The sequence below is a fragment of the Pseudoalteromonas sp. UBA6610 genome (assembly GCF_002433295.1).
In the GTDB taxonomy this organism is placed as follows: domain Bacteria; phylum Pseudomonadota; class Gammaproteobacteria; order Enterobacterales; family Alteromonadaceae; genus Pseudoalteromonas; species Pseudoalteromonas atlantica.
In genome coordinates this window covers 1-25,752 of record NZ_DJHW01000077.1, presented here as the reverse complement: position 1 = coordinate 25,752, position 25,752 = coordinate 1, and the positions used below count along the sequence as shown (strand labels likewise).

Sequence of the window (25,752 nt, the reverse complement as noted above, 5' to 3'; positions counted from 1 at the left end):
GCTTATTATGCACGTACAGGGACATTACTTCCCCAAGGCATCAAGCAATTACCAGCAAGGTGTTGCTAGCATTAGCGACACCTGTGTTGAGATTAGCTACGATGACCAGCTTATTTCAAGCCATGCAATAAGCGATATAACACTCACCTCCGGCCTAGCTGGGCTTGCTGATGAACTCAATTTTAATGATGGCAGCCGCTTTATTCCTACTGATGTAAATTATCGCTGGCCTTTTAAAGCAAATAAGCATGACCTACTAGAGCGCCTTGAAAAAAGTAAATGGGCTATTATCGCGGCCGTTATTTTTACACCGCTTTTTATGTGGTTAATGCTGTATAAAGTTGTGCCCGCTATTGCTGTTTACAGTGTTGATACTCTGCCGCGAAGTGTAGTAGAGCAAATGGGTGAACAAAGCTTTACCCTAATTGAAAAGCTCGCGCTTGATGACAGTGAGCTGCCTAATGAGCAACAAACTAAAGTACAACAACACTTTAATACCATGCTTAATGCGCTCTCGCTTGAGCCATCGGTTTATAGGTTATCGTTTTATAAATCAGAGGCCTTTGGAGCGAATGCGTTTGCAATGCCCCACGGGCGTATTGTCGTAACCGATGAGTTAGCAAATTTATTAGCCGATAAACCCAACGCACTAAAAGCCGTATTACTTCACGAAATTGGCCACGTTGTCCACCAGCATAGCGTACGCATGACCGCGCAATCGGCAGCCAGTACCATTGTACTTGCAGTTATATTTGGTGATTTAGAAGGCATAGCAGAAGTGGTACTTGGTACGGGGGCATCTTTTGCACAGCAAGGGTTTTCTCGTGATATGGAGCGCGAGGCAGATAGCTATGCACTCATTCAACTTGAGCATTTAGGGTATTCAAGCAACGACTTTGCCGATGCCATTGAAGCATTACAAGGTGCGCACACCAGCGAAAACGAACACCTTGAAAAGGTAAATAATTTGCTCGAATATTTATCTAGCCACCCAAGTGCACAAGAACGAATAGACAATGCGAGGAAATAACCCCGGTTATATACAAATTGCTCGCTATATTGTGGGGCTGAGTTGGGTATACCACGGCTTTTTTCCAAAGCTTTATCATATTGCCCCGCTTGAAAAACTAATGACTGGCAGTGCGGGTTTTTCAGCAGAAGTGTCTGACTTAATTACACGTTCGGCGGGTATTGCCGAAATTATATTTGGCGTGTGCTTATTAGTGTTTTATAAAAATAAGCACATCGTTATTTTAAATGTTTTAGCGCTTGTAGGGCTTTTGTTAGCGGTTGTAGTAATGCAGCCACCATTACTCATTGAAGCATTTAACCCAGTAACCACTAACCTGCCGCTTATTGGCTTAAGTTTTATTTGGTTAAAAGAAATTAAGCTGCAAAATAATCGACACCTCTAAAATAAAAAAGGTATGCCAGTACATACCTTTTTGTAGTACTTAACTTATGGCGTTAATACTTATTTTTATGTGTCCACAGATGCAATAATTCACTGGCAATTGTTGCTGCAGCAATTGCGGTAAGCTCACTTTGGTCGTACGACGGTGAAACCTCTACCACATCCATACCCACCATATTTATGCCTTTGAGTGCGCGCAGTATTTTAAGCACTTTATCAGATGTTAAACCACCGCATACAGGTGTGCCTGTACCTGGTGCAAATGCTGGGTCTAAACAATCTATATCAAACGTTAAGTAAACGGGTAAGTCGCCTACTCGCTCACGTATTTGCGCTGCTATTTCATTAGCATGCAAATCGTTAGCTTGCATTGCATCAATCACTGCAAACTCATGCTTTGATTGGTCAAAGTCGGTACGAATACCTATTTGGATACTATGCTCTACATCAATCAGCCCTTCCATGGGTGCATGATAAAACATAGTGCCGTGATCAAAGCGCGAGCCATTGCTGTAAGTGTCGGTGTGCGCATCAAAATGAACCAGTGCCATTTTGCCATGTATCTTTGCATGCGCGCGCAATAGCGGAAGCGTTACAAAGTGATCGCCACCCAAGCCTAACAGCGTTGCCCCTTGGCGAAGTATTTGCTCTGCAGCCATTTCTAGCTGTGCCGTAAAATACTCAGGATCGCCTACCGGATAAGTAAAGTCCCCTGCATCTGCAACCGTTAAACGCTCAAACAAAGGAAATGTCCACGGGTATTTAGTGTCTTCCCATGCTAAATGTACCGACGCACGGCGTATGGCATCGGGCCCTAAGCGTGCACCGGGGCGGCCCGAAGTTGCTAAGTCAAAGGGTAAGCCTAGTACAACGACATCTGCATCAATGGCATTAATGTTTTGCACCATAGGACGACGTAAAAACGTCATCCCGTTTGAATACAATGAGTGGTCAACATGACCAAACAAGCTAGACATTGCTTATAACTCTTCTAAATAAGTGTAGCCATTAAGGCCGCTCTGCAACTCGTCTAAAACGCTTTGCTGTTCATTTTTATCTATTTTTGCAGACACTAACTGCGCGTACGAATGTTGAAAGCTCTCAACATCTAAATGTACATAGCGCATCATATCGGCTACCGTATCACCTTGGTTTATCTCACTAATACTGGCAACGCCTTGCTCATCCATATTGATAATAGCGCTGTGCGTATCGCCAAATAAATTGTGCATATCACCTAAAATTTCTTGGTACGCACCCACTAAGAAAAAGCCCATTAAGTAAGGCTTATCTGCACTGTACTCAGGCACGGGTAAAGTGCTTTCAATGCCTTGGCCATCAACATAGTGCTCAAGTGCGCCGTCTGAATCACAGGTAATATCAAGTAATACAGCACGTTTTTTTGGTGCTTCGGTTAAACCACTTAATGGCAATACCGGAAACACTTGATCAATCCCCCACGCATCAGGAAGCGATTGAAAAAGCGAAAAGTTTACAAAAAACTTATCGGCTAAACGTGCGTTCAACTCGTCAATAATCGGACGATGAAAACGGTTTTTGTTATCCATGTGTTTGTTAAGCTCATAACAAATACGTAAGTTAACTTGCTCTGCCCACGCACGCTGCGTTAAATCTAAAAGCCCAAGTGCAAACTGGTTATGCGCCTCAGCTAAATCCCCTTGGCTGTCGTGGTAAATTTCAATCAGTGCGCGGTCGTCAGTTAAATCGGTTAACTGCACAAACGATGCCCACATATTATTTAATAAAAGCGGTGCATCGCCAGCAGGCGCTACTAACTCTTCTGGCGTGTAACTTTCAGTACCAATAACATTAGAAATAAGCACGGCATGGTGCGCCGTTAGTGCACGCCCCGACTCAGAAATAATCGTCGGCATGGGCTGCGCGTACTGCTTACAAGTATCGCCTATGGTGTACACAATATTATTTGCATACTCAGCTAAGCTGTAGTTCATTGAGTTATGTGATTGGCTGCGGGTACCATCGTAATCAATAGCTAAACCGCCCCCTACATCTAAGCACTCAATGCTTGCACCTAATTTGCGTAGCTCACAGTAAAAACGCGCGGCTTCGCTCACACCTAAACGCACATCACGAATGTTTGCCATTTGCGAGCCTAAGTGAAAATGCACAAGTTGCATTAAATCAAGTTGGCCTGCCTCTTTTAAACGGTTTACTACATGTAAAACTTGCGACGCTGATAAACCAAATTTAGATTTTTCACCGCCACTTGCTTGCCACTTACCTTTGCCTTGCGATGCTAAACGAACGCGAATACCAATACGTGGTTTAACATTTAGCGCCTTTGCTTGGCTAAGTACCATGTCGAGCTCAGAGAGTTTTTCAAGCACTATGTATACTTTGTGGCCTAGCTTTTCGCCAATCAGTGCTAAGCGCACATATTCTTTGTCTTTGTAGCCATTACATACAATCACTGCACTGGTTTTTTCTGCCATTGCCAAAACAGTTAATAGCTCTGGCTTGCTGCCCGCCTCAAGGCCTAATTGTTTTTTTTCTAATTCGGCTTGGCTTGCTACTATTTCTTCAACCACTTCGCGTTGTTGGTTTACTTTAATTGGGTAAACTAATAGGTAATCTTTTGGGTAACCATAGTTTTCAATCGCGGTATTAAATGCACCACATAAACTGTGCACACGATGATGTAAAATTTGTGGAAAGCGCACTAAAGCCGGTAAGCTTAAGCCTTTTTCTTGAAGTTGTTTTGCAATATCTGTAAGTGCAATAGTTTGCTCTGGGGCGTGAGCCTTTGGGGCAACATACACATCACCTTGATCATTAATACCAAAAAAACCTTGGCTCCAATGACGAACATTGTAACTCGTGCGAGCTTGTTCTAGTGATGTTGTCTCTTTCATTTATCTTTCTCTTGTATTTAATGAATGCCGGTTTGGCTAGTTGCGCGCATTAAAAGAAAAATAGACTTTTAAGTCCAACAAGTATTTTTACTCGTAACGAGTGATTTTTAGTGTTGAGAGAAAAAACCCCTACACCTTAGCTTTTACAGCTAACCGCCTTTAGTAAAGCAAGCTGGTTATGCGGCTAAAAAAATAAGTACAGCTGTTCTTTTTTAAGATAAAATAGAACAACTGTACTTATTTGGTATAAACATGAAACAAATTTATTTTAATCAAAACAAGCCACCTAAATTTTCTAAAATAACAAAGGCTGCCACTTTTGGTTTGACCAAAACATTTCCTAAACTCAGTGCCCGCCTTGCCATGAAGGTATTTTGTAACCCGCATAGCCGACGCCAATACGAATTTAGAACATGTATACAGCCAATTAATATTAAACTTACTACCGAGCTTGGCGCTGTAAACCTGTACTATTTTAGCCAAGCCGAAAACACTAAAACGGTATTTTTATCTCATGGCTGGGCCGATAGCACTAATCGGTTTACTGCTTTAATAGATGAATTGCTTGAAAAAGGCTTTAATGTTTACTCAATTGATCACATAGGCCATGGCTATTCGCACGGCAATACCTCGCACTTATACGGGTATATGCAGGGGCTAACAGCGGCTTTTGAGTACTTTAATGGGCAAAATATTACAATTAATAGAGTCGTGACACACTCTATGGGCGGTGTTGCTTTGTTAAACTTAGCGCCTCATTATTTAGAGAATAAAAAAATTGTGATGATCTCTGCCCCTGCACAAATATTTGAAGCCATGTTTGCTAAGGTCAGGCAAGTGGGTATTTCTGAGCTCATGCTAGAAAATATGCTTAATAAGGTGTCGGATAAATATGGTATTAGCTGGCAAAACCTTCACCCTGATCATTCAAAAAATAAAATTAACGAAAACATGTTGTTTATTCATGATAAAAATGACTCAGTGGCAAGCTTTGAGGCAATAAAATTATTAACTGAGAACACACCCGCAACACTTGTGACCACACAAGAGCTGGGACACGTGCGCATTTTAAAAAGCCAATACGTGTACGACCAAATAACACGCTTTATGGATTAACGATGAAAAAAAGTGAGAGCACTAAACGCAATATTTTGCACAAAGGAATGGCCTATGCGGCTGCACATGGTTTATATAGCTTGTCGATAGGAAAAATAGCGGCAGTGACTAACATGTCGCGTACTGGGGTGATCTCACACTTTGCCAATAAAGAAGATATGCAAGTGGCTATTTTGGCCTACACCGAAGAAGAGTTTAGAAAACAGGTTGTTGATATATCTGTTGATGAAGATGCGTTAATTCATTTAAATAATTTTCAGCAACGCTGGCTTGAGTGGCTCAATTTTTTAGATACGGTATCGCCTGGTAAGCAGGCAAGTTGCCCGCTCATTAAAGCATCGGTAGAGTTTAAAGCAAGCCCCAACTGTTTGGTAAGGCAGTTTATGCAAGACCAACACTTAAAAATGATTAACTACCTCACTAAACTTGCAGTTAACTGCCAAGCACAAGGCTACTTTTGCCAAGACAAAGAGCCGAGCATTTTTGCGTATGAGTTTTATGGCTTATATACTGGGCATGTTGTACAAACAAGCTTAATAGATAATCCAGCTTTAACGCTTACTTATAAAAAAGTAGTTGGCAATTTAATTGCGCGATATATGCGTTAACAGTGACATGTAAGGCGTTTTTTACCTTTAATATGGCGTACTTTTTAAGCGCTTTTAGGTGCAAAAATAATAATAGCCATGCCCAGTAAGGCAACCGCCCCGCCCACTACATCCCACATTGTAAGCTTTACGCCATCAACAGCCCATAACCACAGTAAAGCCACGCATATGTACACACCGCCATACGCGGCATACACCCGTCCAGCGGCTGCTGGGTGTAACGTTAGCAACCATGCGAATAGCGCTAAACTGAATGCTGCAGGTATTAAAAGGAATATGGATTTATCTTCTTTAAGCCAAAGATAAGGTAAGTAACAGCCAATAATTTCTGCTAGTGCGGTAATAATAAATAGCGCGATAGTTTTTACTTCAAACATAAAACCTCACGTGATTTAAATAACGAGAGCATAATAAAGCTAAGTAACTGCAAACTAGTTACTTAGCTAAATAGTACTAATTTGGGTAAAAAATTTTTACCCATATTTAAGTAAAAAGGTTACTCAGCTAGGGCCGCGTCGGCCAGCTTCATTGTGCTTTCGAACGATTTAGTACCGGCTATAAATAAGCCATTGTGGCAAAATACAGCGTCGTCTAAGCCTGTTTCAGCTTGAAACTCTTCATCAGATAAACCAGCCCACGCTTTAGGCAGTGACTTTCTGTCTTCAAACGAACCAGGCTCTACTGGTACAGTTTGAATAATCCATTGGTCGTTTTGCGAAGGGTAAACCATAAATAAAGCGTCGCTTGATAAATGGTGTACTGTTTTTTTCCATGGTGTGTATTTTTCTAAAATAATCACGCGGGGATCTTTTGCCTCTTCTATTGCTTTTGCAACAATATCTTTGGCGTTAATGCTTCCTTTTGCTGAGGCAATAAAACGGGTTAATAAACGCGCTGCAAACTCAACGGCTTCATCAAAGCATTCATCAAAGTTGCCTTCCTCTTCCCATGTTGGATTAAACATAGAAAGCGTTTGGCTAAGCGTTATGCCCTCAACCACACCTTTAACGTAACCACAATCTATGGCATCAATTGTAGAGACTAAACCAGCGTCAACTCTATCAGCCACCGCTTGGTTATTATCACACAGTGCTAAACCATACTTTTTCCAAATTAAGCCAAATGACGAGTATGGCGTGCCATTTTCGCGCTCGCCTGCGCCGCCGCGTTGGTGGTGATCAAAGCGTCCTGTGTCAGGGTTGTATTCACCACCTACATCAACAACAATATCGGCACTTTCTATTACTGCTTTATCGCGGGTTCGTACCAAGTTAAAGGCAGGCAATACATGCTTAAGTACCGCAATACTAAACACGTCATCGGCATGGAAATTACCACTGTGGGTTACTACTGTTAAATCGCTCATTGGTTTTGGGCTACTTTTAAAAAAGATAAAATTCTCACTTATGAAGTGCTAAATAAAGGTTTATACCCGTTTGCTTAATCAAGTAATTTATTTTGAAGCAAAAAAGCTTGTTTATAGCCAGGTTTTGCCTCTTAAAATCATTAAGTATTACTGTGCACAGGTATTAAATATACGTGGCGAATTTTATACGAAGATAGCAGTGAAAAACAGTGAAGTATTTTTTGCGCCTACAGAGTCAGCTATAGGCACACAGGAGTAAATAGCTTATTTATTCTGGCTCAGGGCTCAGGGCAAGCTCCATAAATACACTTTGTGGATTATCTTGATACGAGCCAAAGCTTGCACAGCGCGCAAAACCTAAATCTTCATATAAACTAATTGATTCGGTTTGCTTTGGGCCTGTTTCTAATCGGATAAGTGGAATTTTTGTTTCGCCGGCGTAATGCAGGAGGTTTTGCATTATGCGTCTTGAAAAACCTCTACCACGGTAACTTGGTTTTACGTATAAACGCCTTATTTCGCCATATAGCGCGCCGTCATTTTGCTTAACAATAGCGCCACAGGCAATAATGCCATCTTCGTTTTTTAAACCAATTGCGTAAACGTTGTCTTTGCTTAATTCTTCTAATTTGAGAGATTGGGCTGTAGCCACGGGGTATAAGGAGTTTATCAGTCTATCTATATCTGCAAACACATTAACTACATCAGGATCCTTAGGGGTTAATTCGACTAACTGCATCTCTTGTCGTCCATTTTATTATTTTGAATCGTTATAGTGGCTTCATAATATATACTTAATACGCGTGTTCCTAGTGTTGTTTAAACAAAATGTTTTAATAAGGTAAAAATAGCTTTATTAAAACGTTAGCTTAATTTACAAAAACGACGCACAGCCTGCTAGGCACTTAGGCTTTGCTTTTTTAATTGATGGGCATGCCACTTAATATAGTTACTGGCATTCATAGGTTTTGCGACTAAATAGCCTTGTATACAATCTGCATTGAGCAAGTTTAGTAATTCAAATTGCGCCTCTTGCTCTACACCTTCAGCAACAACGGTAATGTCTAAACTTTTGCCCAGGCTTATAATCGTATTAACAATATTAAAGCCTTTGCCTTTATCTAAAATCTTATCGATAAAGCTTTTATCAATTTTTATTTCCTTTACGGGGAACGCATTTAAATGGGCTAAACAGGAATACCCTGTACCAAAGTCGTCTATAGAAAACACAAAACCTTGTTCTTGTAGCTCCGTCATTTGCTTTATTGTGCTGTCAATATCGCCCGATAGCATGGTTTCGGTGATCTCAAGTTTAATATGCTGCGGTTTTATGTTGAACTCTTTAATTGTAGAGCAGAGCTCACGGGTAAGCTGCGCAGAATTAAACTGTATATGACTAATATTTATAGATACGCTAAAGTGCTCATCTATCATGTTTTTTTCATTAAGTTGATTAATAAGGCGGCATATATTGCGAAGCACTATGTTTTGCAGTTTTTGAATCAGCCCATATTGCTCTGCAATAGGAATAAACTGATTAGGCGCAATAACCCCTTTATTAGGGTGTATCCACCTTATCAGGGCTTCTGCACCTACTATCTTTCCTTGCATACTAATTTGCGGCTGAAAATACGCACAAAATTCGTTATTAGCGATTGCTCTTACAATATCCGTTTCTAATTCGGCTTGGTTTTCGAGTAAAGTTTGCAGTTTAGGGTCATAAAAGCTGCAGCTATTGCCACCTTTTGCCTTAGAGCGGTACATAGCGGTATCTGCAAATTTTAATATGTTATCGGTGGCTGTGTGCTCTTCGTTAATTAAGCAAATACCTATACTGCAACTAACTTGAAATGCCAGCTCCCCTATTGCAAACTTATCATTAAACACGCCTTGTACTTTTTTAGCGACTATTTCGGATTCAATACAGGCTTGGTGATTATGCTCGCCAATGTATTCGAGTAAAATAATAAATTCATCACCGCCCACTCTAGCTAAAGTATCAGATGATCGTATTACGCCACCTAAGCGTTTTGCTAATTCTATTAATACTTGATCTCCGGCGCCGTGGCCTAATGAATCATTTATTCTTTTAAAGTTATCAACATCTAAAAACAGCAATGCGCCCGTTTTTTTGGTGCGTTTAATACGCTCTACACACTTTGCTAGGCTGTCGCTGAGCATTCGTCTGTTGGGAAGCCCTGTTAGTGGATCAAAAAACGCAAGCCGTTGAACTTCTTGCTCGGCTTTTTTGCGAAGGGTCACATCTCTTGCCATCCACACTACGTGCTTAAGTTCTGGTTTTTCTGGCTGATAGTTAGTAAGTGCAGCCGCTCTTCCTTCAAAGGTTATGTGGCCTTTGGGCACGGCTAAATCGTACTCAAATATTTGCATTTCATTGGTGAGAATGGTTTTTTTAATAATCCCCATGATCATGTCGGCATCTTTAACTGGGAACAAGTCTTGCACATTTTGACCAATTAAATCGGTGGGCGATTCAAGTAATAAGTCACTCGAGGTACCGTAAATATCGGTATAGACGCCCTCTTCGTTCAAAATCAAAATAAGATCGGGCATCACTTGCGTAAATGCTTTAAATTTTTCATTACTTTTTTGCAGGTCTGCCACTAGCTGCCTAGCTTTGAGCGACTCTGCGTTTTTTTCTAGTGCTATGCTAGAAAAGTGTACAAAATAATCAATGAGTTCTAAATCTTGCTGTGTAGGTGCTTTAGGGGTGCCGTGGTAAATAGCAAAAGTGCCTAATATTTCATTGGTGGTTGAAATAACCGGGGTTGACCAACAAGAATATAAACCGTACCTGTGCGCTAAATCTTTGTAATCTTCCCACAAGGGCGATAGGTCAATATTTTGCACAATAACTCGCTCATTTTTATAGGCTGCGGTGCCACAAGACCCTACATTAGGGCCTATAAACACACCATTAATTGCCTTTAAATATTCATCGTCAATATTTGGGGCAGCACGATGAAATAACTGATTACCTGTTAAAGACAGTATTGAGCATCTTGCAGAGCTGTCTTCAATAACTTGCTCTATAGCTAAACAAATATCTTGTAAAATATCGTCTAAGGCAATGCCTAACGCGATTTTAGATAATATATCCTGCTGGTGAGATAACAATTGTTTTAGTTTTGCAGTATTCATACTTCACCATGCATCTAGGTACTTTTATGTTGCTACGCACTTTAAAAAAGTGCAGTGCATCAACAAATTCCTGCTCTTAGTTCATATATTTAAAATGAGTATAGTTAATAAACTTACAGCGCGAGTTTTATTATTACGATTATGGAAATTGTTTTTTAATAAAATAGGTAAAAAAACAACTTTAGTATGCGTTAAGCCTACATTATTTTGCAACAAAAAATAAACATCCATAACAAAAACAATCCAGCCAACACACTCTAAAACTTTTTAAAAATTTTGCAGGTTTAACACTTTGTTACTTAAAAAGGCTGTTCAAAATTATCAGTCTAATTATACTGCATGCAGATATGAGTCTTTTTTGAGGTTACTGTGCAGATCATACAAGGTATGGAATATTTTTTTTCAGGCTTTAAATTAATTAGCCAAAAAGGCCTTAAGCGCTTTGTGCTTATTCCACTTTTACTTAATATTTTATTGTTTGGTAGTTCATTATTCTTTTTATTTGGTTGGTTAAGCGACAGCTTTAATTATATAAACAACATGTTACCTGAGTGGCTAAGCTGGCTTGAATGGTTAATGTGGCCCATTGCCGTGCTTGTGGTGCTATTTAGTTACAGCATGCTATTTACGGTAATAACCAACTTTATTGCGGCCCCTTTTAACGGACTACTCAGCGAAAAAGTAGAGCTTTATTTAACGGGACAAAAAATAAATGACGACGGTTTTGCTGATTTAGTAAAAGACATTCCACGCATGGTAGGCAGAGAGTGGACAAAGCTTTGCTATTACTTACCCCGCGCTATTGGCTTTTTTATTTTGCTGTGGATTTTACCCGTTATTGGACAAGTGTTATGGGTTTTATTTACATGTTGGATGTATGCTGTGCAATACAAAGATTTTGCCTTCGATAACCATAAAGTAGGCTTTAAACAAATGAAAGACGATTTAAAGTCTAAACAAGGTTTATCTTATGGTTTTGGCTTTGCTGTTATGCTGCTCACTGCAATCCCATTTATTAACCTAATTGTTATGCCCGTTGCTGTGTGTGGCGCTACTCGTTTGTGGGTAGATAATTACCGCTCTAAATACCGAGCGGGCTAAATAACACTGCGGCAAATAATAAAAGCACCTTTTGGTGCTTTTATTTTATCTATCTCAACTTAAGTGCAGTGTAGTTTAGTCTTGCGCGCCTTGGCAGTGCTGCATTTTTTTCATCTTGTAAAGTAAACGCTGTGATCACTATCGAGAATAACTGCTTTTTAAAAGTAATATTAATGACTTCGCCTATTTTAGTTTTATAAGTGTGTTGCTGATTAAACAGTTTAAGTTCACCGTTTGCTAATTGCTCAACATACAAATAGGGGGTGTGCAAAGGCAGTTTTAACCTTATAACATTTAAACTGCTTTGCTCCTGTACTGCAACCCACTCCCCATCTTTATAAAGCGTATTAAAACGCGTTATGCCCTCGGGCTGAAGTACAGAGTCGTTTTGTATTAAACACGTGCTACACCCGTTTACTCGCCTTTGCTGCCAATTTACTGGCTTGTTATTATAATAAAGCGCATCAGTTAGTAACCATTCACTACTACTGGCTTTATTAATAGCGCCTTGGCTACAGGCAGCAACTAAACAAATAATAGCTCCTTGTAAAAGTGCAGCTTTTATAAATCGGTAGCTCATTTAGCGCTCTTTAATTGCTTTAATTTGGTTAATTATAGCCTCGCTTGGCGCTGCTTCTTTTATATAGCTAGGCAATGAAGTAGAAACAGCTTGAGCACGCTGCTGTTGATACAGCTTATGGCTCATTGTATTTGCCACACCAAATCGGTTACCTGCACTTTGTGAGTAAAACTGTAAGTTAATCATGCTCCACTCATCGGTATCCGTTAATACAGTAATTTGCGAGTCTTGGTTTGCATCAAAGTTAGTTAATGTATCGCCTAAAATTGCATTACAATTATAATCGACCGCCTCAGAGCCAGGCCTGTTCAATCCTGCGCTTTCATCAATAGCACTTTCATTTATATTTGCAGCGCTGCCGTTTGAATAATCAATGATAAAATCATCCGTTGATCCTGTTTGATTATTAGTATTTGGCACAAGGTCGCAGTTAATGTTGTTGGTATAAAACCGGTCGTAATAACGGTCACCTTCGTTATTACCTATGCTTGCAAGCCCCGTTAATTGATATAGATAATTCATAGAGCTTAAATGATTTGGCTTAAAGTTCACTTCTTCGTCGCCGCCATGATAAAGCCCTAAATTATGTCCCAACTCATGAAAAATAGTAGACGCTTGGTAATTATTCGTCACATTTTGTGATGTTTGATCATCAACCGATAACCCCCATCCGCCCATAGTCAGCATTAGGTCATTACCATTTATTTCAGCAATGCCCGAGCCACTAATGCTGCCATCTTCGTTACCACTGTTTGCCATTAATAAATAATGAAAAATTGGGCGGCGCGTTGTATCGGCATATTCCATTTTATAGGCAAATAAATTAGCGGTACCTTGGTCATATTCAAAGGGCGTGTAGCTGTTAAACGGTACGGTTGTACCGCCTCCTAAATCAAAGTTAGCGGTGGAAATACCTGTGCTTTGGTCAAACAAATCGCCTACATCAAAATGCACTGTGTAACCGTTACTTGCAAATACGCTCACTACTTTTTCTAATGCTGTACGCTGTGGCGTAATACCTATATCGGTACTGTCCATATAATCAATTTCTATAAATATATCTTTTTGATTTTCCCGCGCGCCCCATTCATATAAAGGCAGCCCGCCAAACGTTGCGCCTTCTTGCTCACTGCAATCTGGGATCCCATCTAAATCTGTATCGGTATCACAGCTAATATCATTTTGCCCTGCCGGCGTATTAAACACTGAGTAAACCCAATCACTTGCTTGATTAGTATCTGTTGCATTAAGCGCACGTTTTAAGCTTGAGCCTTGCTCGGCCTGCATTTGTGGTGCGTTATCGCCTTGCCATTGCGTGGCACTAACCGGTTGCTGGGTAGAATTACCAAATTTAACAAAGTCGATTGTTTGTGTGGCGGCGCTATTTAATAACTCTGCAAAGCCATTTATATACCAGTAAGGACGTAGCGCATCGCTTTGGTTACCCACCAGCACAATTTTAGGGTTATTAAGTGCCGCGCTTGCTAAAAACTCATCACCAAAACGACTTTGCAGTAAAATATAACTGCCGTTTTCTAATACTTTGTTGGGTAATGTAAATACTTGCTCTGCACTCACTGAGCTATCAAGCATATTAATTGCGCGCGTTTTTAATGAATAGTTTTGTAAATTAACAGCCTCTCCTGTGCCGTTATAAATCTCTACCCAGGGCGTATCATTAGTAAATTGCACCGATATGAGTTCGGTTATTTTTAAATCTTGGGTTGAGGTGGTAAATTCACTCACTTGGCCTGCTGTCGCAGCAGTACCAGAAAAATTAACTAATTGGTCATTTACACGCACTTTGTAAAGCGTGTTTTCTGAAAAATCAGCGCTTAAGTTAACGTTTTTAAAATAGTCACTCGTCTCATCAGGCGCACCAGATACGCTCTCTACATTAAGTGCAACACAGCTTGCAAAATCATCACTTGATACCTGAACACTGCCTTCGCAGCTCCCCGCGCTACTATTTACGGTTAACGAACTGCTCAGCATCACATCAGAAAACGTAATGCTAATGGGGGTGTCAACCAATACCGGTTCATCTGCCCCATTAGGCGTTATTTCTGTCACCGTTGCAGCGCTGGTATCAATAATTGTCGTATTAAGTAAAAAGTTGGTGCTGTCTTCACCATCACTAGCAGTCAGTGTATAGCTTTTTGCAGAAATACTATTTACAGGCGGTGTATAGCTAAAGCGCAGCGCTTGGGCATCAATAACGCTCACCTGCGCCCCTTCTAAGTCATCTGGAAAAGTAATTTGTACCGTATCGCCATCGGCATCATTTACCGTCAAATTAAATTCAGCACTTAAGTTATATTGCACCTCAACGGTTACATCGTCTGCCACAGGCGGATTGTTAGGCGGCACCACAATCACCGTTTTTTGGGCGCTATTAGTTGCATCGTCGTTATCTCTAACGGTGGCTAAAAAGGTAATATTGGTATTTTGAGCAACCGTTGGGGCATTAAACGTAATACTGGAGTCGGTTTGCGTAAATTCGACCACGGGGCCGTTTGTTTGCTGCCAGCTTAGCTCGCTAATGGTGCCATCGCTGTCCTGCGCTGTAGCTGTTATTGTCACTGACTCATTTTGCATTGCCTCGTCAGGCCCAGCTAAGGTAACACTAGGTGCGCTATTTAATTGCGTAATAAGTACCGTCGCACTGCTTTGTACAGTGCCCCCGGCATTGTCGGTTACAGTAACACTAAAACCAAGCGTTTCATTTTCACTTACATTTGGGGCGGTAAAGCTTAATTCACCTTCAATTTGGCTAAATTCGATGGAGGAGCCAGCAGATTGTACCCACACTATGGTGCTAATTGTGCCATCTATGTCTTGTGCATTAGCAATTAAACTCACTTGGGTATTAGCCAGTGCACTGCTTGGGCCTGTAATATTAACTGTGGGAGGGGTGTTTTGAACCGTGATAGTCCCAGAAAACACTTGCTCTGTAGTTGCGCCGTCATTATCGGTTACTAGCACCGAAAAACTAAAATCAGTGTCGCTCTCTACACTGGGGGCCGTTGCTGTGAGTATGTTGCCATTGGCAGTAAAGGTAAATTCAGGCCCCGACAGCTGCTGCCATTGATAACTAGACACCTGCCCGTCACTATCGCTTGCCTGAGCCGTAATAGTAAAGGTTTGGTTAGCAACAATAACGCTGCTGCTTACATCAACACTCACAGTAGGGGCGGTATTGCCAGTTGAGCCACTATCGGTGGCGTCATTATCGCTGCCACCGCCGCCGCAACCGGCTATTAAAAGTGATAAAAAAAGTAATCCTAGCCATTTATAAACATTATTTAATACCACTTTTATGCCTCTATGATTTAGCTATACAAATTTTGGGGCACCTTAACAACGTTTAAATGAACGGTGATTTCCTCACGATCATGATACAAATGCTTAGCTTGCAACTCATAGGTTATACCGTACTCAGTAAGCTCTTCTTTGATCATCGTTAGGCATTCATAAACACTATCAAAGCGTTTTTTCATAGGCAGCTTTAAATTAAATATCAGCTCTTTGGCGTATGCGTTTACTGCCCAGTCAATCATTAGATTAGTCACTTTGGTTGGTTTTTCCACCATATCGCACACTAACCAGTTAATATTTCTTTTTTCTGGGCGGTATTTAAAACCATCGGCTCTAAAGTGTTTAACTTGGCCTGTTTCCATCAAACTATCGTTCATTGGGCCATTATCTATTGCGCTAACAAACATCCCTCTGCGTACTAATTGATAGGTCCAACCGCCTGGGCAAGCGCCTAAATCAACCCCTCGCATGCCTGGTTGTACTCGCGCTTCTCGCTCTTTTTCAGGGATAAAAACATTAAAGGCTTCGTCAAGTTTTAACGTTGAGCGGCTCGGTCCGTCACTTGGCATACGTAAACGTAAAATGCCCATAAAAAACGGCGAATTATTATAACTATACGAATACCCTACATACGCGGCATTGTTTGCTAAAAATAGTACATGCATTACCGGGCGGTTTACCTTTGGCTCACGTAATACCGTGTTTTGCTTTTCGAGTGTTTTTTTTAACGGCGTTGATATTTTTTTACAAAAGGTCAGTAGCTCTTTACCTTCGTTAGTATCGGGGGTTTCTACGCGCAATTCACTACACAAAGGAAAATCCTTTGCGGCTTCTTTTAATGCAGTGACCCTATCTTCTACCGGCATATTTTCGATTAACGTGCCAGCAAACCACTGCCGCGCAAATACCATATTTTTAAAGTCGACCTTTTTGATTATTTCGTCGCTGTGTTGCGCTTCAAAACATTCATAAATCACGTAGCCGGTATTTGGTTTGGCTTTTACATAGCCGGCAAAACCTTGCTCGGCAGCATGAAACGTTATTTCAGCAGCCGCATCGTTTTCAAAACCACTACGACAATAAATCACAACACTAGACATATTAACCCTTAAACTCTTTAAAACTTAAATCGTGCAACTTGCACTAAAATAACAACCCAACCAATTATAAAACATAACCCACCTAATGGGGTTATTGGGCCTAACCACTTCATGCCGCTTAGGGCTAGTAAATATAAGCTGCCACTAAAAAGCAGTGTACCGGCAATAAAAAAACCTCCCGCCACGGTTAAATTAATACCCCACTTAATAAGAATCGCCACGGCTATAAGCGCTAAACCATGCACCATTTGATACTCAGCTGCGGTTTTAAATACCCCGAGAGAATACTCAGTTAGACGGCTTTTTAAGCCATGCGCGGCAAATGCCCCTAACATAACCGACAGCATGCAAAAAAAGCTGCCCGTGAGTAAAAATAATTTAATCATAATTGCTCCACTCTATTGGCTATAAATTTACCTGCTTTAAGCGCTGCAGTTTCACGATTTTGCAGCTCGCTCACACCACTTTTTTTGCGTGGTTTGAGTGAATGGTCGCCATCGCTAAGCCACACATAGCTTGGCTGTTTTGGCATAGAAAGCGTTTTAAGCTCTTCACGGGTGCCAAAGGTATCTCGCTCGCCTTGTAAGACTAAAAACGGGCAAGGTATGTCTGCAAAATGATCGGTGCGTAGCTTTTCTGGCTTACCGGGCGGATGAAACGGATAGCCAAACGCTAATACACCTGCAATCGGTTGTGTAGAGCTACAAGCAAGCATAGAAGCCATACGCCCGCCCATCGACTTGCCGCCAATAAATAACGGTAAATTAGGTTGCGCATTTGTTAGTACTTGCTCGTAATAAGCTAACAGTTTAGGGGCTCGCTCTGGCGGTCTACGTTTTTGTGTTTTTTTAGCAATTTGCATGTATTCAAAATCAAATAAACCTACATCAATACCCTGCGCACTAATGAGTTTAGCCATATGCTGCATAAAATCAGAATCTGATCCAGCTCCGGCACCATGCGCAAATATAAACTGTGCAATAGCCGGCTGCGTTGCGCTTTTAAACCATTCAATCATTATTAATACTCTTGTTCTTGTTCAACTAAGCTCAGCATCCAATCTTTAAACGAGACTATTTTACCCAGCTCTGTTTGCGACTCTCTAATCACTAAGTAATACGCGTTTTTACTCTCTAAGCTGTGGCTAAATGGGATCACTAAACGGCCCGCGTCAATATCGGGTTTAGCAAGCACACTATTGCCTATTGCTACACCTTGACCGTGCACCGCGGCTTGGAGCACCATTGATGAGTGGCTAAATATAGGGCCTTGATTCACTTGTACATTACGTACACCCGCCGTTTTCATCCAGGTTTTCCAGTTACGGCGCGTGGTATCGTGCAACAAAGTGTGCTGGGCTAAGTCACTCGGTTGATTAAGCGGTTTATGCCCGCTTAATAACAGTGGGCTACATAAAGGCACTAAATACTCGGTGTGCAATTTGTAAGTTTGAACCCCACTCCAGTGCCCTCGGCCGTAGTAAATGGCAATATCTACATCATCGGTTAACGAGTTTTCGTCTTGGTCTTGCGCTTTTATACGCACATCTATTTCGGGGTGGAGTTCGTTAAATAAACTTAATCGAGGTACCAACCACTGAATTGCAAAACTCGGGGTCAAACTTACGGTAAGTGAGCCTTTTGCACCGCGAGCAAGTAGCTTTTCGGTGGCATCTATCAGCTGGGTAAAAATCTCTTTAATATCTAAAAAATAGCCTTGGCCTTCTTCGGTTAATAATAACGAGCGATTTTTACGTAAAAACAATTTTAAGCCTAAATGCTCTTCAAGGGTTTTAATTTGATGGCTCACTGCCGCTTGCGTTACATACAGCTCTTCTGCTGCTTTAGTAAAGCTTAAATGGCGTGCCGCGGCTTCAAAAGCTTTAAGTGCGTTTAATGGGGGGACTCGTCTTGACATAGTAACCAAGCTTAGAATTAGTTTTTCTTATGCGTAAGATTATATACAGCATCGTTGTGTGTGTATATTAATGGAATAAAAAAAGCGACCTAAGTCGCTTTTTAAACATTACCTAAATAGGTGTTAAATTATAAATCGCTTGCGCTTGTATCAAGTGGTGCAAAGCTTTTAATTAAGTCATCTACTGCTTTCATTTGCGATAAGTACCCTTCAAGCTTGCTAAGTGCTAATGCACATGGGCCATCACACTTTGCTTCATTAGGGTTAGGGTGCGCTTCAATAAATAGGCCCGCAATGCCCAGTGCCATGCCGCTGCGAGCAAGCTCGGCAGCTTGTGCACGGCGTCCATCAGCAGAGTCTGCTCGCCCGCCTGGGCGCTGTAGTGCATGAGTGGCATCAAAAATAACTGGTGCCATGGCTTTCATGTCATCCATACCTAGCATATCAACAACTAAGTTGTTGTAGCCAAAGCTTGAGCCGCGCTCACACAGTGCAACATTATCATTACCTGCTTCATTAAATTTAGTAATGATATGACGCATTTCGTGCGGCGCTAAAAACTGTGGTTTTTTCACATTAATAATGGCACCCGTTTTTGCCATAGCTACCACTAAATCGGTTTGGCGTGCTAAAAATGCAGGTAACTGAATTACATCAACCACTTCAGCAACAGGCGCTGCTTGGTGTGGTTCGTGCACGTCGGTTATAAGCGGGATATTAAAGGTATTTTTAATCTCTTCAAATATTTTTAAGCCTTCTTCCATACCTGGGCCGCGGTAAGAATTTATTGATGAGCGATTCGCTTTATCAAACGAGGCTTTAAATACATAAGGAATATTTAATTTAGACGTTACTTCTACATAGTGCTCTGCAATACGCATTGCTAAATCGCGCGACTCTAAAACATTCATACCACCGAATAATACAAATGGTTTGTCATTTGCCAGCTCAATGTTATTAATATCAATTACTTGGTTGTTCATTTAAATTCCTTAAGGTGCAACTGCTTGCATCATTAATCCACAAATGTAGGCCATATATGTACCTACACCATACCCTAGTACAGCTAATAAAACGCCCACTGGCGCAAGCGAAGGGTGAAACGCAGAAGCCACCACAGGCGCCGACGCAGCGCCGCCAACGTTAGCTTGCGAGCCCACCGCCATATAAAATAACGGGGCTTTTATTACTTTGGCTACAATCAGCATTAAACTTGCGTGTGTTAGCATCCAAATAGCCCCAATTAAAAATAACCCAGGGTTACTAAATATAGCGGTTACGTTCATATGTAAGCCAATTGATGCCACTAAAATATATAAAAAGCTTGAAGCAACTTTTGATGCGCCAAACGCTTCTATTTGCCTTACTTTAGTAAATGATAAACTAATACCAATAGTGGTTGAAATAACAATTAGCCAAAAGAATTTACTGTTTAAGCTGTACTCTTTAGCCCACGCATAATTGTTTGCAAAAAACGGCCCTAAAAAGTCGGCACAAAAATGAGCTAGCCCCGTTATACCAAATGCTATGGCAATAATGGTCATGTAATCATTGAGTGTCGGCATGCGGGCATGCTCTGCATGGTATTGCTCAACACGGTTTTTTAAATCTTCTATGGCGGTTGTATCAGCCCCTGTTGCGGCATCAATTTTTTTATGGTTTGCGGCCATTAGTAATAAAACAGCCATCCAAATATTCGCCACAATCACATCAACGGTCACCATAACCGAAAATATATCGCCGCCCACTTCAAACATTTCTTTCATTGAAGCTTGGTTAGCGCCGCCGCCAATCCAGCTGCCGGCAACCGTTGTCATACCACGCCAAACAGCATCAGGGCCGTGGCCGCCTACTAAATCAGGGCTAAATACACTAACCACTAAAATAGATAAAGGCCCACCAATCACAATGCCCAACGTACCCACTAAAAACATAATTAGCGCTTTGGGGCCTAAATTAATAATCGCTTTTAAATCAATACTAATAGTAAGTAAGATTAAACATGCTGGCAGCAAATAGCGCGAAGCAACATAGTAAATATTTGAACTATGACCATCTACAATGCCAAACGTATTGAGTAAAGAAGGTAAAAAGTAACACAGCAATAATGCTGGTACATATTTATAAAATGCTTTTAGTTTGGGGTTTTCGCTGCTAGAGGTTTTAAAAATGAACCCTAAAATTACAGCAAGCAAACCCAGTACAACAGCATCATTGGTAATTAATGCAGTGTGAGTATCAGCCATATTTGTTCCTATTCTTAATGGTGTGTTTTATTATTATCTTCAAGTTCTTCTAGTTGATGCTGAATAATTTCGATTGCCGGATCGTCCGGGCACTCATCAATAAAAAACTGTAAATCATCGCGTGCCATTTTAGGACAATCTAACTGATTGAGTAAGTAACCTCTGTCGCGTCTCTCGTACGGGTCATCGCCTAATAGCTCCATTAGCAACTCAACACATACCAGCGCGTGGCCAAATTTATTTTCGCTAATAAACGACCATTTTTGCTGCGCTAAAAACAATTTATAAACTTCATCGTTATAAATAAGTTCAAGTGGCTCTTGCTCTTGGCCATTTTCTTCATCCGCATTTTCAGGAATGATGTACCAGCTTTGTTGCCCACTGCTAGGCTCAATAATGTAGCCTTCTTCATCACTTATTGCGACATGCACGCTAATATCGCCCTGATTAATACACACACTGGCATCTAATTGCGCTTGCTCAAGCAAATGGCTCAATAAAATACCTAATGTGGTTATAGAGCCGCTGCGCATAGTGAGTGTATAGCTTAAGCTATTTATTTTATGCTCTGGCACCTTTAGCCCAGAGGCGCTAAATAGCCATTTGCTATAAAAAATATCAAGAAGGGCTTCTAATCTATCGTGTGGGTCTTTTTGCTTTGCGCACATAGCAGTGATCTGCTGCTCAAAGTCAGTTAATACAGAAAAAGTTGGCGCTAAATCTATTTGAGGGTCCCATTTCGACTCTGCATTAATACACCGATAAAGTGGCGGTGGAGTAAATTCATCATATGCATCATCTAAATAAGATTCGTCGTGTTCGTCATACCCGAGGGTGGTCATCAATACTACAACATTTATTAAAAAACGAAGGCGTAGTTTACCTAATTTTGCGGATAGTTACCAATACAGCGAAGCTCCCACCCGCAATTATACCCCAGAGGTGTGCTTTATAGTAAAAGGAGTAGGCCAGCCTGGCTGAAAAATGGTGAAGGCTATAAAGCGTGCAGAGGTGTATTAACTGTATTAACTGTTACTCAAGTTCCTTGGGGGTTTAAGTCCCTTACTTATAAGTATCGTGCGTGTTTAAAAAGCATATACACGCACCGACACTTAACTTGCAACAGAGTAGGTATTATAAAAGTAGCGGCGATTTTGCCGTTGCCAAATACCCTATCGCTAAAATCACAATCGTGTTAACTACCACATACATAATTTTTGGCAGCGTATTAGTTTGTTTAGCACTAATAATACCTATCGCAATATAAATCACTACAAGCACTATTTTTTCTAATAACCATAGTTGCTCAAAGGGGTTTATTTTTGCCATGAACACCAATGTTATTGCAGAAATAAGTAATAAAGTGTCAATGCTGTGACTGCCAATAAAAACCAGTTTATTTTTGGCAAGCTTGCCACTGCCCATACGCGAAAAAGAGCGGATGTAAAATAAGATAACGCTTAGCATAGCAATTGCCATGTGTGAGTGTTTTACTGCTAAATAATCCATAAGCCTCAGTACTTTTTGTTTTGTTAAATTTAGTTAAGTGCGTTTAATACCAACCCGCTTAATTAAGTGATCTATTTTGAGGATGAAAAAACGTGTTGATAGCTAGGCAAAAAATTTGCTATTTAGTTGTTCTAAATGAGAATTTTTTAACGCTGATAGCAACACGTTTAGCCCCCTCAAAATGATTAAGTATTATTGCTGCTTGGTATAATACCAAGCCCTACGCACTGCTTTGGCTATTATGCCTCACAAACTAAAAAGCACATAGTCGCGAGGCTATGTGCTTTTTAAATTTATAGTAACGATTAACGTTGTTGTCGTTGCACGTTCTCAAATGCTAGTTGTACATTTTGCGAAAAAATCTCAATTAAATTACGTTGCGTATCGGTTATATTTTTAGGGATCCCCGATATAAATAACATCGAATTGTGATTGTACTCGCTACTACAATAAGCAAATAAATAGTTATCTTTATAAATTATGCTTTTATCTTTAAGTGCTTGATGACACGCCTCTAGTTGCTCATTTTGCAGCACCGCATCTAACTCTTTACCCTCGCTTTGCTCAAATTCACCGGTACCAGAGCGTACTATTAGCTTATCGTTACTATTTTCTTGCGTATTTTGCGCCACTAACGTAGTGGCATACACCGCTTGATCGGCAATGCCTAATAACGAGGTAAGTTGCTGCATCACCCCTTCAATAAACTGCTCTATTGAACGTGTGGCAAATATATCGCGCGAGGCAACAATAATTTTTTCAAGCCCTTCGCGAGATTGCTCAATAGAAATAATATCGCGATACGAGCGTAAGCTCGACATAATCACAGTAAACAGCTTTTGCGCTGTCAGCTCTGTTTTCGATTTATAGTCGTTAATATCGTAATTAATAATGACTTGGCGCTCAGGTGCCTGCCCAGGCTGACCGGTTCTTAAAATAATGCGAATATGATTATTATTAGCTTCTTCGCGAATAAATTTAGCAACCTGTAACCCAGCGTCATCTGTTTCCATTACCACATCTAGCAGTACAATAGCGGCATCTGGGTGCGCATTTATTAATTCTTTTGCTTCAGCGCCCGAGTATGCGCTTAAAAATTCTAAACGTTTGTTCTGAAATTCAAAATCACTCAACGCTAGCTTTGTAACAGCATGAACTTCAGGTTCGTCATCAACGATTAATACTTTCCAAGTGCCAAGCTCTACTTCACTTTCTAACTCATCTGGCTCATCTGAAAATAAAAAATCACCCATCATATTAAAGGTTCCTTAATGCATTTATAGAACACACAATCATGGCTGTTTATTATCAAATTAAGGCCACTGTGCGAGCGTTACACGATCGTTATTTCCCAAGTCTTTTACTGTTTTAATATTTATATACGCCATTTGCTTAAACAAATGCCGAACAGCTTCACCCTGTTCAAAACCATGTTCTATTAAAAGATAGCCACTAGGGAGCAAATAGTCACGTGATTGTGTAATTATTTGTTTTATATCAGCCATTCCTGCCTCATCGGCCACTAACGCAGAAAGAGGTTCAAAGCGCACATCCCCTTCTTTTAAATGTTTATCGTCGTGTTCAATGTACGGTGGGTTGGTCACAATTAGATTAAACTGCTCATTTTTCAGCGCGCTAAACCAGTTACTTTGCTTAACTTGCACATTATTAATGGCTAAACGCTGCTGATTACGGGTCGCTAAGGCCACCGCATCTGCTACTTTGTCGACTGCTGTAATTTGCCATGTTGGCATTTCGCTGCCAAGTGCAAGTGCAATAGCGCCGGTGCCAGTGCCTAAATCAAGCACTTTTGCTTGCTCAGGCACGGTAAGTGCTAAAGCTTGCTCAACGAGTGTTTCGGTATCAGGCCTAGGAATAAGCGTCGTGGCATTCACCTCGAGCGCTAAGCTCCAAAATTCGCGCTGGCCAATAATATGCGCTACGGGTTCACCATTTAAACGCCGTTCACAAAATTCATCATATTGGCGCTGTTCGTCGCTGCTAAGTAGGTTATCTGGCCAGGTAAATAAGTAACTGCGGGGTTTTTGAAGAATATGTAACAGCAGTACTTGTGCGTCTAATTTAGCGCTGTCGCTAGTTGGTGCAAGTTTAGTTGCACCAACCGCTATTGCCTGCTCAAGCGTGTGGCTCACAATTACTCATCGCCCATTGCGGCAAGTAAATCAGCCTGATGCTCTTGCATTAATGGATCGATAATTGCGCCTAAATCGCCAGTTACCACTTCGTTTAAGCGATAAAGTGTTAAATTAATACGGTGATCGGTAATACGCCCTTGCGGGTAGTTGTAAGTACGAATACGCTCAGAGCGATCGCCGCTGCCCACTAAGTTACGACGCTCTGATGCTTCAGCAGCATGACGCTTTTCATCTTCAGCTTGCTGAAGGCGTGCAGCCAATACCGACATCGCTTTAGCACGGTTTTTATGCTGAGAGCGCTCATCTTGACACTCAACCACTACACCCGTAGGTAAATGGGTAATGCGAATGGCAGAGTCGGTTTTATTAACGTGCTGACCACCCGCGCCCGATGCTCTAAAGGTATCAACTTTAATATCAGCAGTATTGATTTCGATGGCTTCTGCTTCTGGTACTTCAGCCATAACGGCTACAGTACATGCAGAGGTATGTACACGGCCCTGAGACTCAGTTTCAGGGACACGTTGCACACGGTGCACGCCTGATTCAAACTTTAATTGCCCGTAAACACCTTCACCGCTGATGTTAGCAATTACTTCTTTATAACCACCGTGTTCACCTTCGTTGGTGGTGACAACTTCTACTTTCCATTTTTTTGTTTCTGCGTAACGGCTGTACATTCTGAATAAGTCACCAGCAAAAATAGCCGCTTCATCGCCACCCGTTCCAGCGCGAACCTCTAAAAACACGTTGTTATTGTCTTTCGGATCTTTAGGCAGCATCAGAACTTGAATATCGTCTTCTAAAGTCGAAATCTGTGCTTTTGCTTCTTTATATTCTTCTTGTGCCATTTCACGCATTTCAGGGTCTGAATCTTTAAGCATTTCTTCAGCACTGCTCAAATCTTCTTGCGCTTGCTGGTACGCTAAAAATGTTTTTACCACTTCTTCAAGCTCAGAGTATTCTTTTGAAAGAGTACGAAAGCGGTTTTGATCACTAATGACCGATGGGTCACTTAGCAGCGCTTGTACTTCTTCATAGCGCTCAACTAAGGTTTCTAATTTACGATAAACGGACTCTTTCATTTAACTGTTATTCCTGATCTATACCTAACATTTTTTTCAATTGATTTAACTGAGCCACTTCACCTTTTTTCGCTGCATCTTGGATGGCACGGGTAGGCGCGTGCATTAAGCGATTGGTTAATTTATTGGCCAGCTCTAAAATTACTTTTTCTGCGTCTTTACCTGTATTTAGCTGGCTAA

Annotated in this window: 23 protein-coding genes and 2 pseudogenes; 5 read left to right on the top strand and 20 right to left on the bottom strand. The window is 41.0% G+C overall.

Annotation, left to right across the window (positions count from 1 at the left end; genetic code table 11):
• The first annotated feature begins 7 nt into the window (after positions 1-7).
• Positions 8-1,030: a M48 family metallopeptidase gene (locus B4F91_RS10370; RefSeq protein WP_029772728.1), complete on the top strand. Its 1,023-nt coding sequence runs from the start codon at positions 8-10 to the stop codon at positions 1,028-1,030.
• Positions 1,017-1,415 (top strand): DoxX-like family protein, encoded by a 399-nt coding sequence (locus B4F91_RS10365; RefSeq protein WP_286936352.1) that lies wholly within the window; start codon positions 1,017-1,019, stop codon positions 1,413-1,415. Before B4F91_RS10370 ends, B4F91_RS10365 begins: the two co-directional genes overlap by 14 nt.
• 52 nt (positions 1,416-1,467) lie before the next feature.
• Here B4F91_RS10365 and speB read toward each other — a convergent pair whose 3' ends face one another.
• A complete protein-coding gene (gene speB / locus B4F91_RS10360) occupies positions 1,468-2,391 on the bottom strand; it encodes an agmatinase (protein ID WP_029772730.1) in 924 nt (307 codons plus the stop codon).
• Positions 2,392-2,394: 3 nt separating this feature from the next.
• Positions 2,395-4,308 carry a biosynthetic arginine decarboxylase gene (gene speA / locus B4F91_RS10355; protein ID WP_273611482.1) on the bottom strand — a complete coding sequence of 638 codons (1,914 nt, stop codon included), beginning with the start codon at positions 4,306-4,308 and terminating at the stop codon, positions 2,395-2,397.
• A 252-nt stretch (positions 4,309-4,560) separates the two neighbouring features.
• Between speA and B4F91_RS10350 the strand changes: the two genes are divergently transcribed.
• Positions 4,561-5,424 (top strand): alpha/beta hydrolase, encoded by an 864-nt coding sequence (locus B4F91_RS10350; protein ID WP_096041443.1) that lies wholly within the window; start codon positions 4,561-4,563, stop codon positions 5,422-5,424.
• Between the two features lie 2 nt (positions 5,425-5,426).
• Positions 5,427-6,032 carry a TetR/AcrR family transcriptional regulator gene (locus tag B4F91_RS10345; RefSeq protein WP_096041442.1) on the top strand — a complete coding sequence of 202 codons (606 nt, stop codon included), beginning with the start codon at positions 5,427-5,429 and terminating at the stop codon, positions 6,030-6,032.
• Positions 6,033-6,076: 44 nt separating this feature from the next.
• On the opposite strand, the gene B4F91_RS10340 is transcribed toward B4F91_RS10345, so the two are convergent.
• From B4F91_RS10340 to B4F91_RS10325, 4 genes are all read right to left on the bottom strand, one after another.
• Positions 6,077-6,409, bottom strand: coding sequence for a YnfA family protein (locus B4F91_RS10340; RefSeq protein WP_055253079.1), 333 nt, complete (start codon positions 6,407-6,409; stop codon positions 6,077-6,079).
• 119 nt (positions 6,410-6,528) lie between these two features.
• On the bottom strand, positions 6,529-7,398 hold the full coding sequence (locus tag B4F91_RS10335) for an MYG1 family protein (RefSeq protein ID WP_055253080.1): 870 nt from the start codon (positions 7,396-7,398) through the stop codon (positions 6,529-6,531).
• A 268-nt stretch (positions 7,399-7,666) separates the two neighbouring features.
• Positions 7,667-8,137, bottom strand: coding sequence for a GNAT family N-acetyltransferase (locus B4F91_RS10330; RefSeq protein WP_004588851.1), 471 nt, complete (start codon positions 8,135-8,137; stop codon positions 7,667-7,669).
• 158 nt (positions 8,138-8,295) lie between these two features.
• A complete protein-coding gene (locus B4F91_RS10325) occupies positions 8,296-10,560 on the bottom strand; it encodes a sensor domain-containing phosphodiesterase (RefSeq protein ID WP_286937760.1) in 2,265 nt (754 codons plus the stop codon).
• A 387-nt stretch (positions 10,561-10,947) separates the two neighbouring features.
• Here B4F91_RS10325 and cysZ point away from each other — a divergent pair, with 387 nt between their 5' ends.
• Positions 10,948-11,661, top strand: a complete 714-nt coding sequence (gene cysZ, locus B4F91_RS10320; protein ID WP_004588849.1) for a sulfate transporter CysZ — start codon at positions 10,948-10,950, stop codon at positions 11,659-11,661.
• A 49-nt stretch (positions 11,662-11,710) separates the two neighbouring features.
• On the opposite strand, the gene B4F91_RS10315 is transcribed toward cysZ, so the two are convergent.
• The 14 genes and pseudogenes from B4F91_RS10315 to hemA all read right to left on the bottom strand — a co-directional run.
• Entirely contained in the window at positions 11,711-12,241 is a 531-nt protein-coding gene (locus B4F91_RS10315) for a hypothetical protein (RefSeq protein ID WP_286937762.1), read from the bottom strand.
• On the bottom strand, positions 12,242-15,556 hold the full coding sequence (locus B4F91_RS10310) for a PKD domain-containing protein (protein ID WP_286937763.1): 3,315 nt from the start codon (positions 15,554-15,556) through the stop codon (positions 12,242-12,244).
• A gap of 17 nt (positions 15,557-15,573) precedes the next feature.
• Positions 15,574-16,659: a 23S rRNA (cytidine(2498)-2'-O)-methyltransferase RlmM gene (gene rlmM, locus B4F91_RS10305; RefSeq protein ID WP_273611478.1), complete on the bottom strand. Its 1,086-nt coding sequence runs from the start codon at positions 16,657-16,659 to the stop codon at positions 15,574-15,576.
• A 17-nt stretch (positions 16,660-16,676) separates the two neighbouring features.
• Entirely contained in the window at positions 16,677-17,045 is a 369-nt protein-coding gene (locus B4F91_RS10300) for a DUF423 domain-containing protein (RefSeq protein ID WP_024034182.1), read from the bottom strand.
• Complete coding sequence (locus B4F91_RS10295; protein ID WP_286937765.1) at positions 17,042-17,677, bottom strand: alpha/beta family hydrolase; 636 nt, start codon at positions 17,675-17,677, stop codon at positions 17,042-17,044. Before B4F91_RS10295 ends, B4F91_RS10300 begins: the two co-directional genes overlap by 4 nt.
• Positions 17,678-17,679: 2 nt before the next feature.
• A complete protein-coding gene (locus B4F91_RS10290; RefSeq protein ID WP_004588843.1) occupies positions 17,680-18,576 on the bottom strand; it encodes a transcriptional regulator GcvA in 897 nt (298 codons plus the stop codon).
• 128 nt (positions 18,577-18,704) lie between these two features.
• On the bottom strand, positions 18,705-19,559 hold the full coding sequence (gene kdsA / locus B4F91_RS10285) for a 3-deoxy-8-phosphooctulonate synthase (RefSeq protein ID WP_024034184.1): 855 nt from the start codon (positions 19,557-19,559) through the stop codon (positions 18,705-18,707).
• Between the two features lie 9 nt (positions 19,560-19,568).
• Positions 19,569-20,822, bottom strand: coding sequence for a DUF819 domain-containing protein (locus B4F91_RS10280; protein ID WP_138579197.1), 1,254 nt, complete (start codon positions 20,820-20,822; stop codon positions 19,569-19,571).
• Between the two features lie 14 nt (positions 20,823-20,836).
• The gene (locus B4F91_RS10275; RefSeq protein WP_004588840.1) at positions 20,837-21,664 is read right to left on the bottom strand and encodes a tetratricopeptide repeat protein; all 828 of its coding nucleotides are present in this window, start codon (positions 21,662-21,664) and stop codon (positions 20,837-20,839) included.
• A 292-nt stretch (positions 21,665-21,956) separates the two neighbouring features.
• The gene (locus B4F91_RS10270) at positions 21,957-22,331 is read right to left on the bottom strand and encodes a SirB2 family protein (protein ID WP_024034187.1); all 375 of its coding nucleotides are present in this window, start codon (positions 22,329-22,331) and stop codon (positions 21,957-21,959) included.
• A gap of 314 nt (positions 22,332-22,645) precedes the next feature.
• Positions 22,646-23,587 (bottom strand): annotated as a pseudogene (locus tag B4F91_RS10265) (DUF3369 domain-containing protein); the annotation flags it as partial.
• A 57-nt stretch (positions 23,588-23,644) separates the two neighbouring features.
• Positions 23,645-24,484: a peptide chain release factor N(5)-glutamine methyltransferase gene (gene prmC / locus B4F91_RS10260; protein ID WP_248534271.1), complete on the bottom strand. Its 840-nt coding sequence runs from the start codon at positions 24,482-24,484 to the stop codon at positions 23,645-23,647.
• Between the two features lie 2 nt (positions 24,485-24,486).
• Positions 24,487-25,572 carry a peptide chain release factor 1 gene (gene prfA / locus B4F91_RS10255; RefSeq protein ID WP_288635711.1) on the bottom strand — a complete coding sequence of 362 codons (1,086 nt, stop codon included), beginning with the start codon at positions 25,570-25,572 and terminating at the stop codon, positions 24,487-24,489.
• A 7-nt stretch (positions 25,573-25,579) separates the two neighbouring features.
• Positions 25,580-25,752: pseudogene (gene hemA, locus B4F91_RS10250) on the bottom strand (glutamyl-tRNA reductase); the annotation flags it as partial.

Bases quoted from the DNA above. Each gene is read 5' to 3' on its own strand.
- B4F91_RS10335 (WP_055253080.1), bottom strand. From the start codon at position 7,398: ATGAGCGATTTAACAGTAGTAACCCACAGTGGTAATTTCCATGCCGAT.
- speB (WP_029772730.1), bottom strand. From the start codon at position 2,391: ATGTCTAGCTTGTTTGGTCATGTTGACCACTCATTGTATTCAAACGGG.
- B4F91_RS10345 (WP_096041442.1), top strand. From the start codon at position 5,427: ATGAAAAAAAGTGAGAGCACTAAACGCAATATTTTGCACAAAGGAATG.
- cysZ (WP_004588849.1), top strand. From the start codon at position 10,948: ATGGAATATTTTTTTTCAGGCTTTAAATTAATTAGCCAAAAAGGCCTT.
- B4F91_RS10370 (WP_029772728.1), top strand. From the start codon at position 8: ATGCACGTACAGGGACATTACTTCCCCAAGGCATCAAGCAATTACCAG.
- B4F91_RS10330 (WP_004588851.1), bottom strand. From the start codon at position 8,137: ATGCAGTTAGTCGAATTAACCCCTAAGGATCCTGATGTAGTTAATGTG.
- B4F91_RS10280 (WP_138579197.1), bottom strand. From the start codon at position 20,822: ATGGCTGATACTCACACTGCATTAATTACCAATGATGCTGTTGTACTG.
- B4F91_RS10315 (WP_286937762.1), bottom strand. From the start codon at position 12,241: ATGAGCTACCGATTTATAAAAGCTGCACTTTTACAAGGAGCTATTATT.
- B4F91_RS10275 (WP_004588840.1), bottom strand. From the start codon at position 21,664: ATGACCACCCTCGGGTATGACGAACACGACGAATCTTATTTAGATGAT.
- B4F91_RS10270 (WP_024034187.1), bottom strand. From the start codon at position 22,331: ATGGATTATTTAGCAGTAAAACACTCACACATGGCAATTGCTATGCTA.
- speA (WP_273611482.1), bottom strand. From the start codon at position 4,308: ATGAAAGAGACAACATCACTAGAACAAGCTCGCACGAGTTACAATGTT.
- kdsA (WP_024034184.1), bottom strand. From the start codon at position 19,559: ATGAACAACCAAGTAATTGATATTAATAACATTGAGCTGGCAAATGAC.
- B4F91_RS10340 (WP_055253079.1), bottom strand. From the start codon at position 6,409: ATGTTTGAAGTAAAAACTATCGCGCTATTTATTATTACCGCACTAGCA.
- B4F91_RS10350 (WP_096041443.1), top strand. From the start codon at position 4,561: ATGAAACAAATTTATTTTAATCAAAACAAGCCACCTAAATTTTCTAAA.
- B4F91_RS10295 (WP_286937765.1), bottom strand. From the start codon at position 17,677: ATGATTGAATGGTTTAAAAGCGCAACGCAGCCGGCTATTGCACAGTTT.
- B4F91_RS10300 (WP_024034182.1), bottom strand. From the start codon at position 17,045: ATGATTAAATTATTTTTACTCACGGGCAGCTTTTTTTGCATGCTGTCG.
- B4F91_RS10325 (WP_286937760.1), bottom strand. From the start codon at position 10,560: ATGAATACTGCAAAACTAAAACAATTGTTATCTCACCAGCAGGATATA.
- prfA (WP_288635711.1), bottom strand. From the start codon at position 25,572: ATGAAAGAGTCCGTTTATCGTAAATTAGAAACCTTAGTTGAGCGCTAT.
- B4F91_RS10290 (WP_004588843.1), bottom strand. From the start codon at position 18,576: ATGTCAAGACGAGTCCCCCCATTAAACGCACTTAAAGCTTTTGAAGCC.
- B4F91_RS10365 (WP_286936352.1), top strand. From the start codon at position 1,017: ATGCGAGGAAATAACCCCGGTTATATACAAATTGCTCGCTATATTGTG.
- rlmM (WP_273611478.1), bottom strand. From the start codon at position 16,659: ATGTCTAGTGTTGTGATTTATTGTCGTAGTGGTTTTGAAAACGATGCG.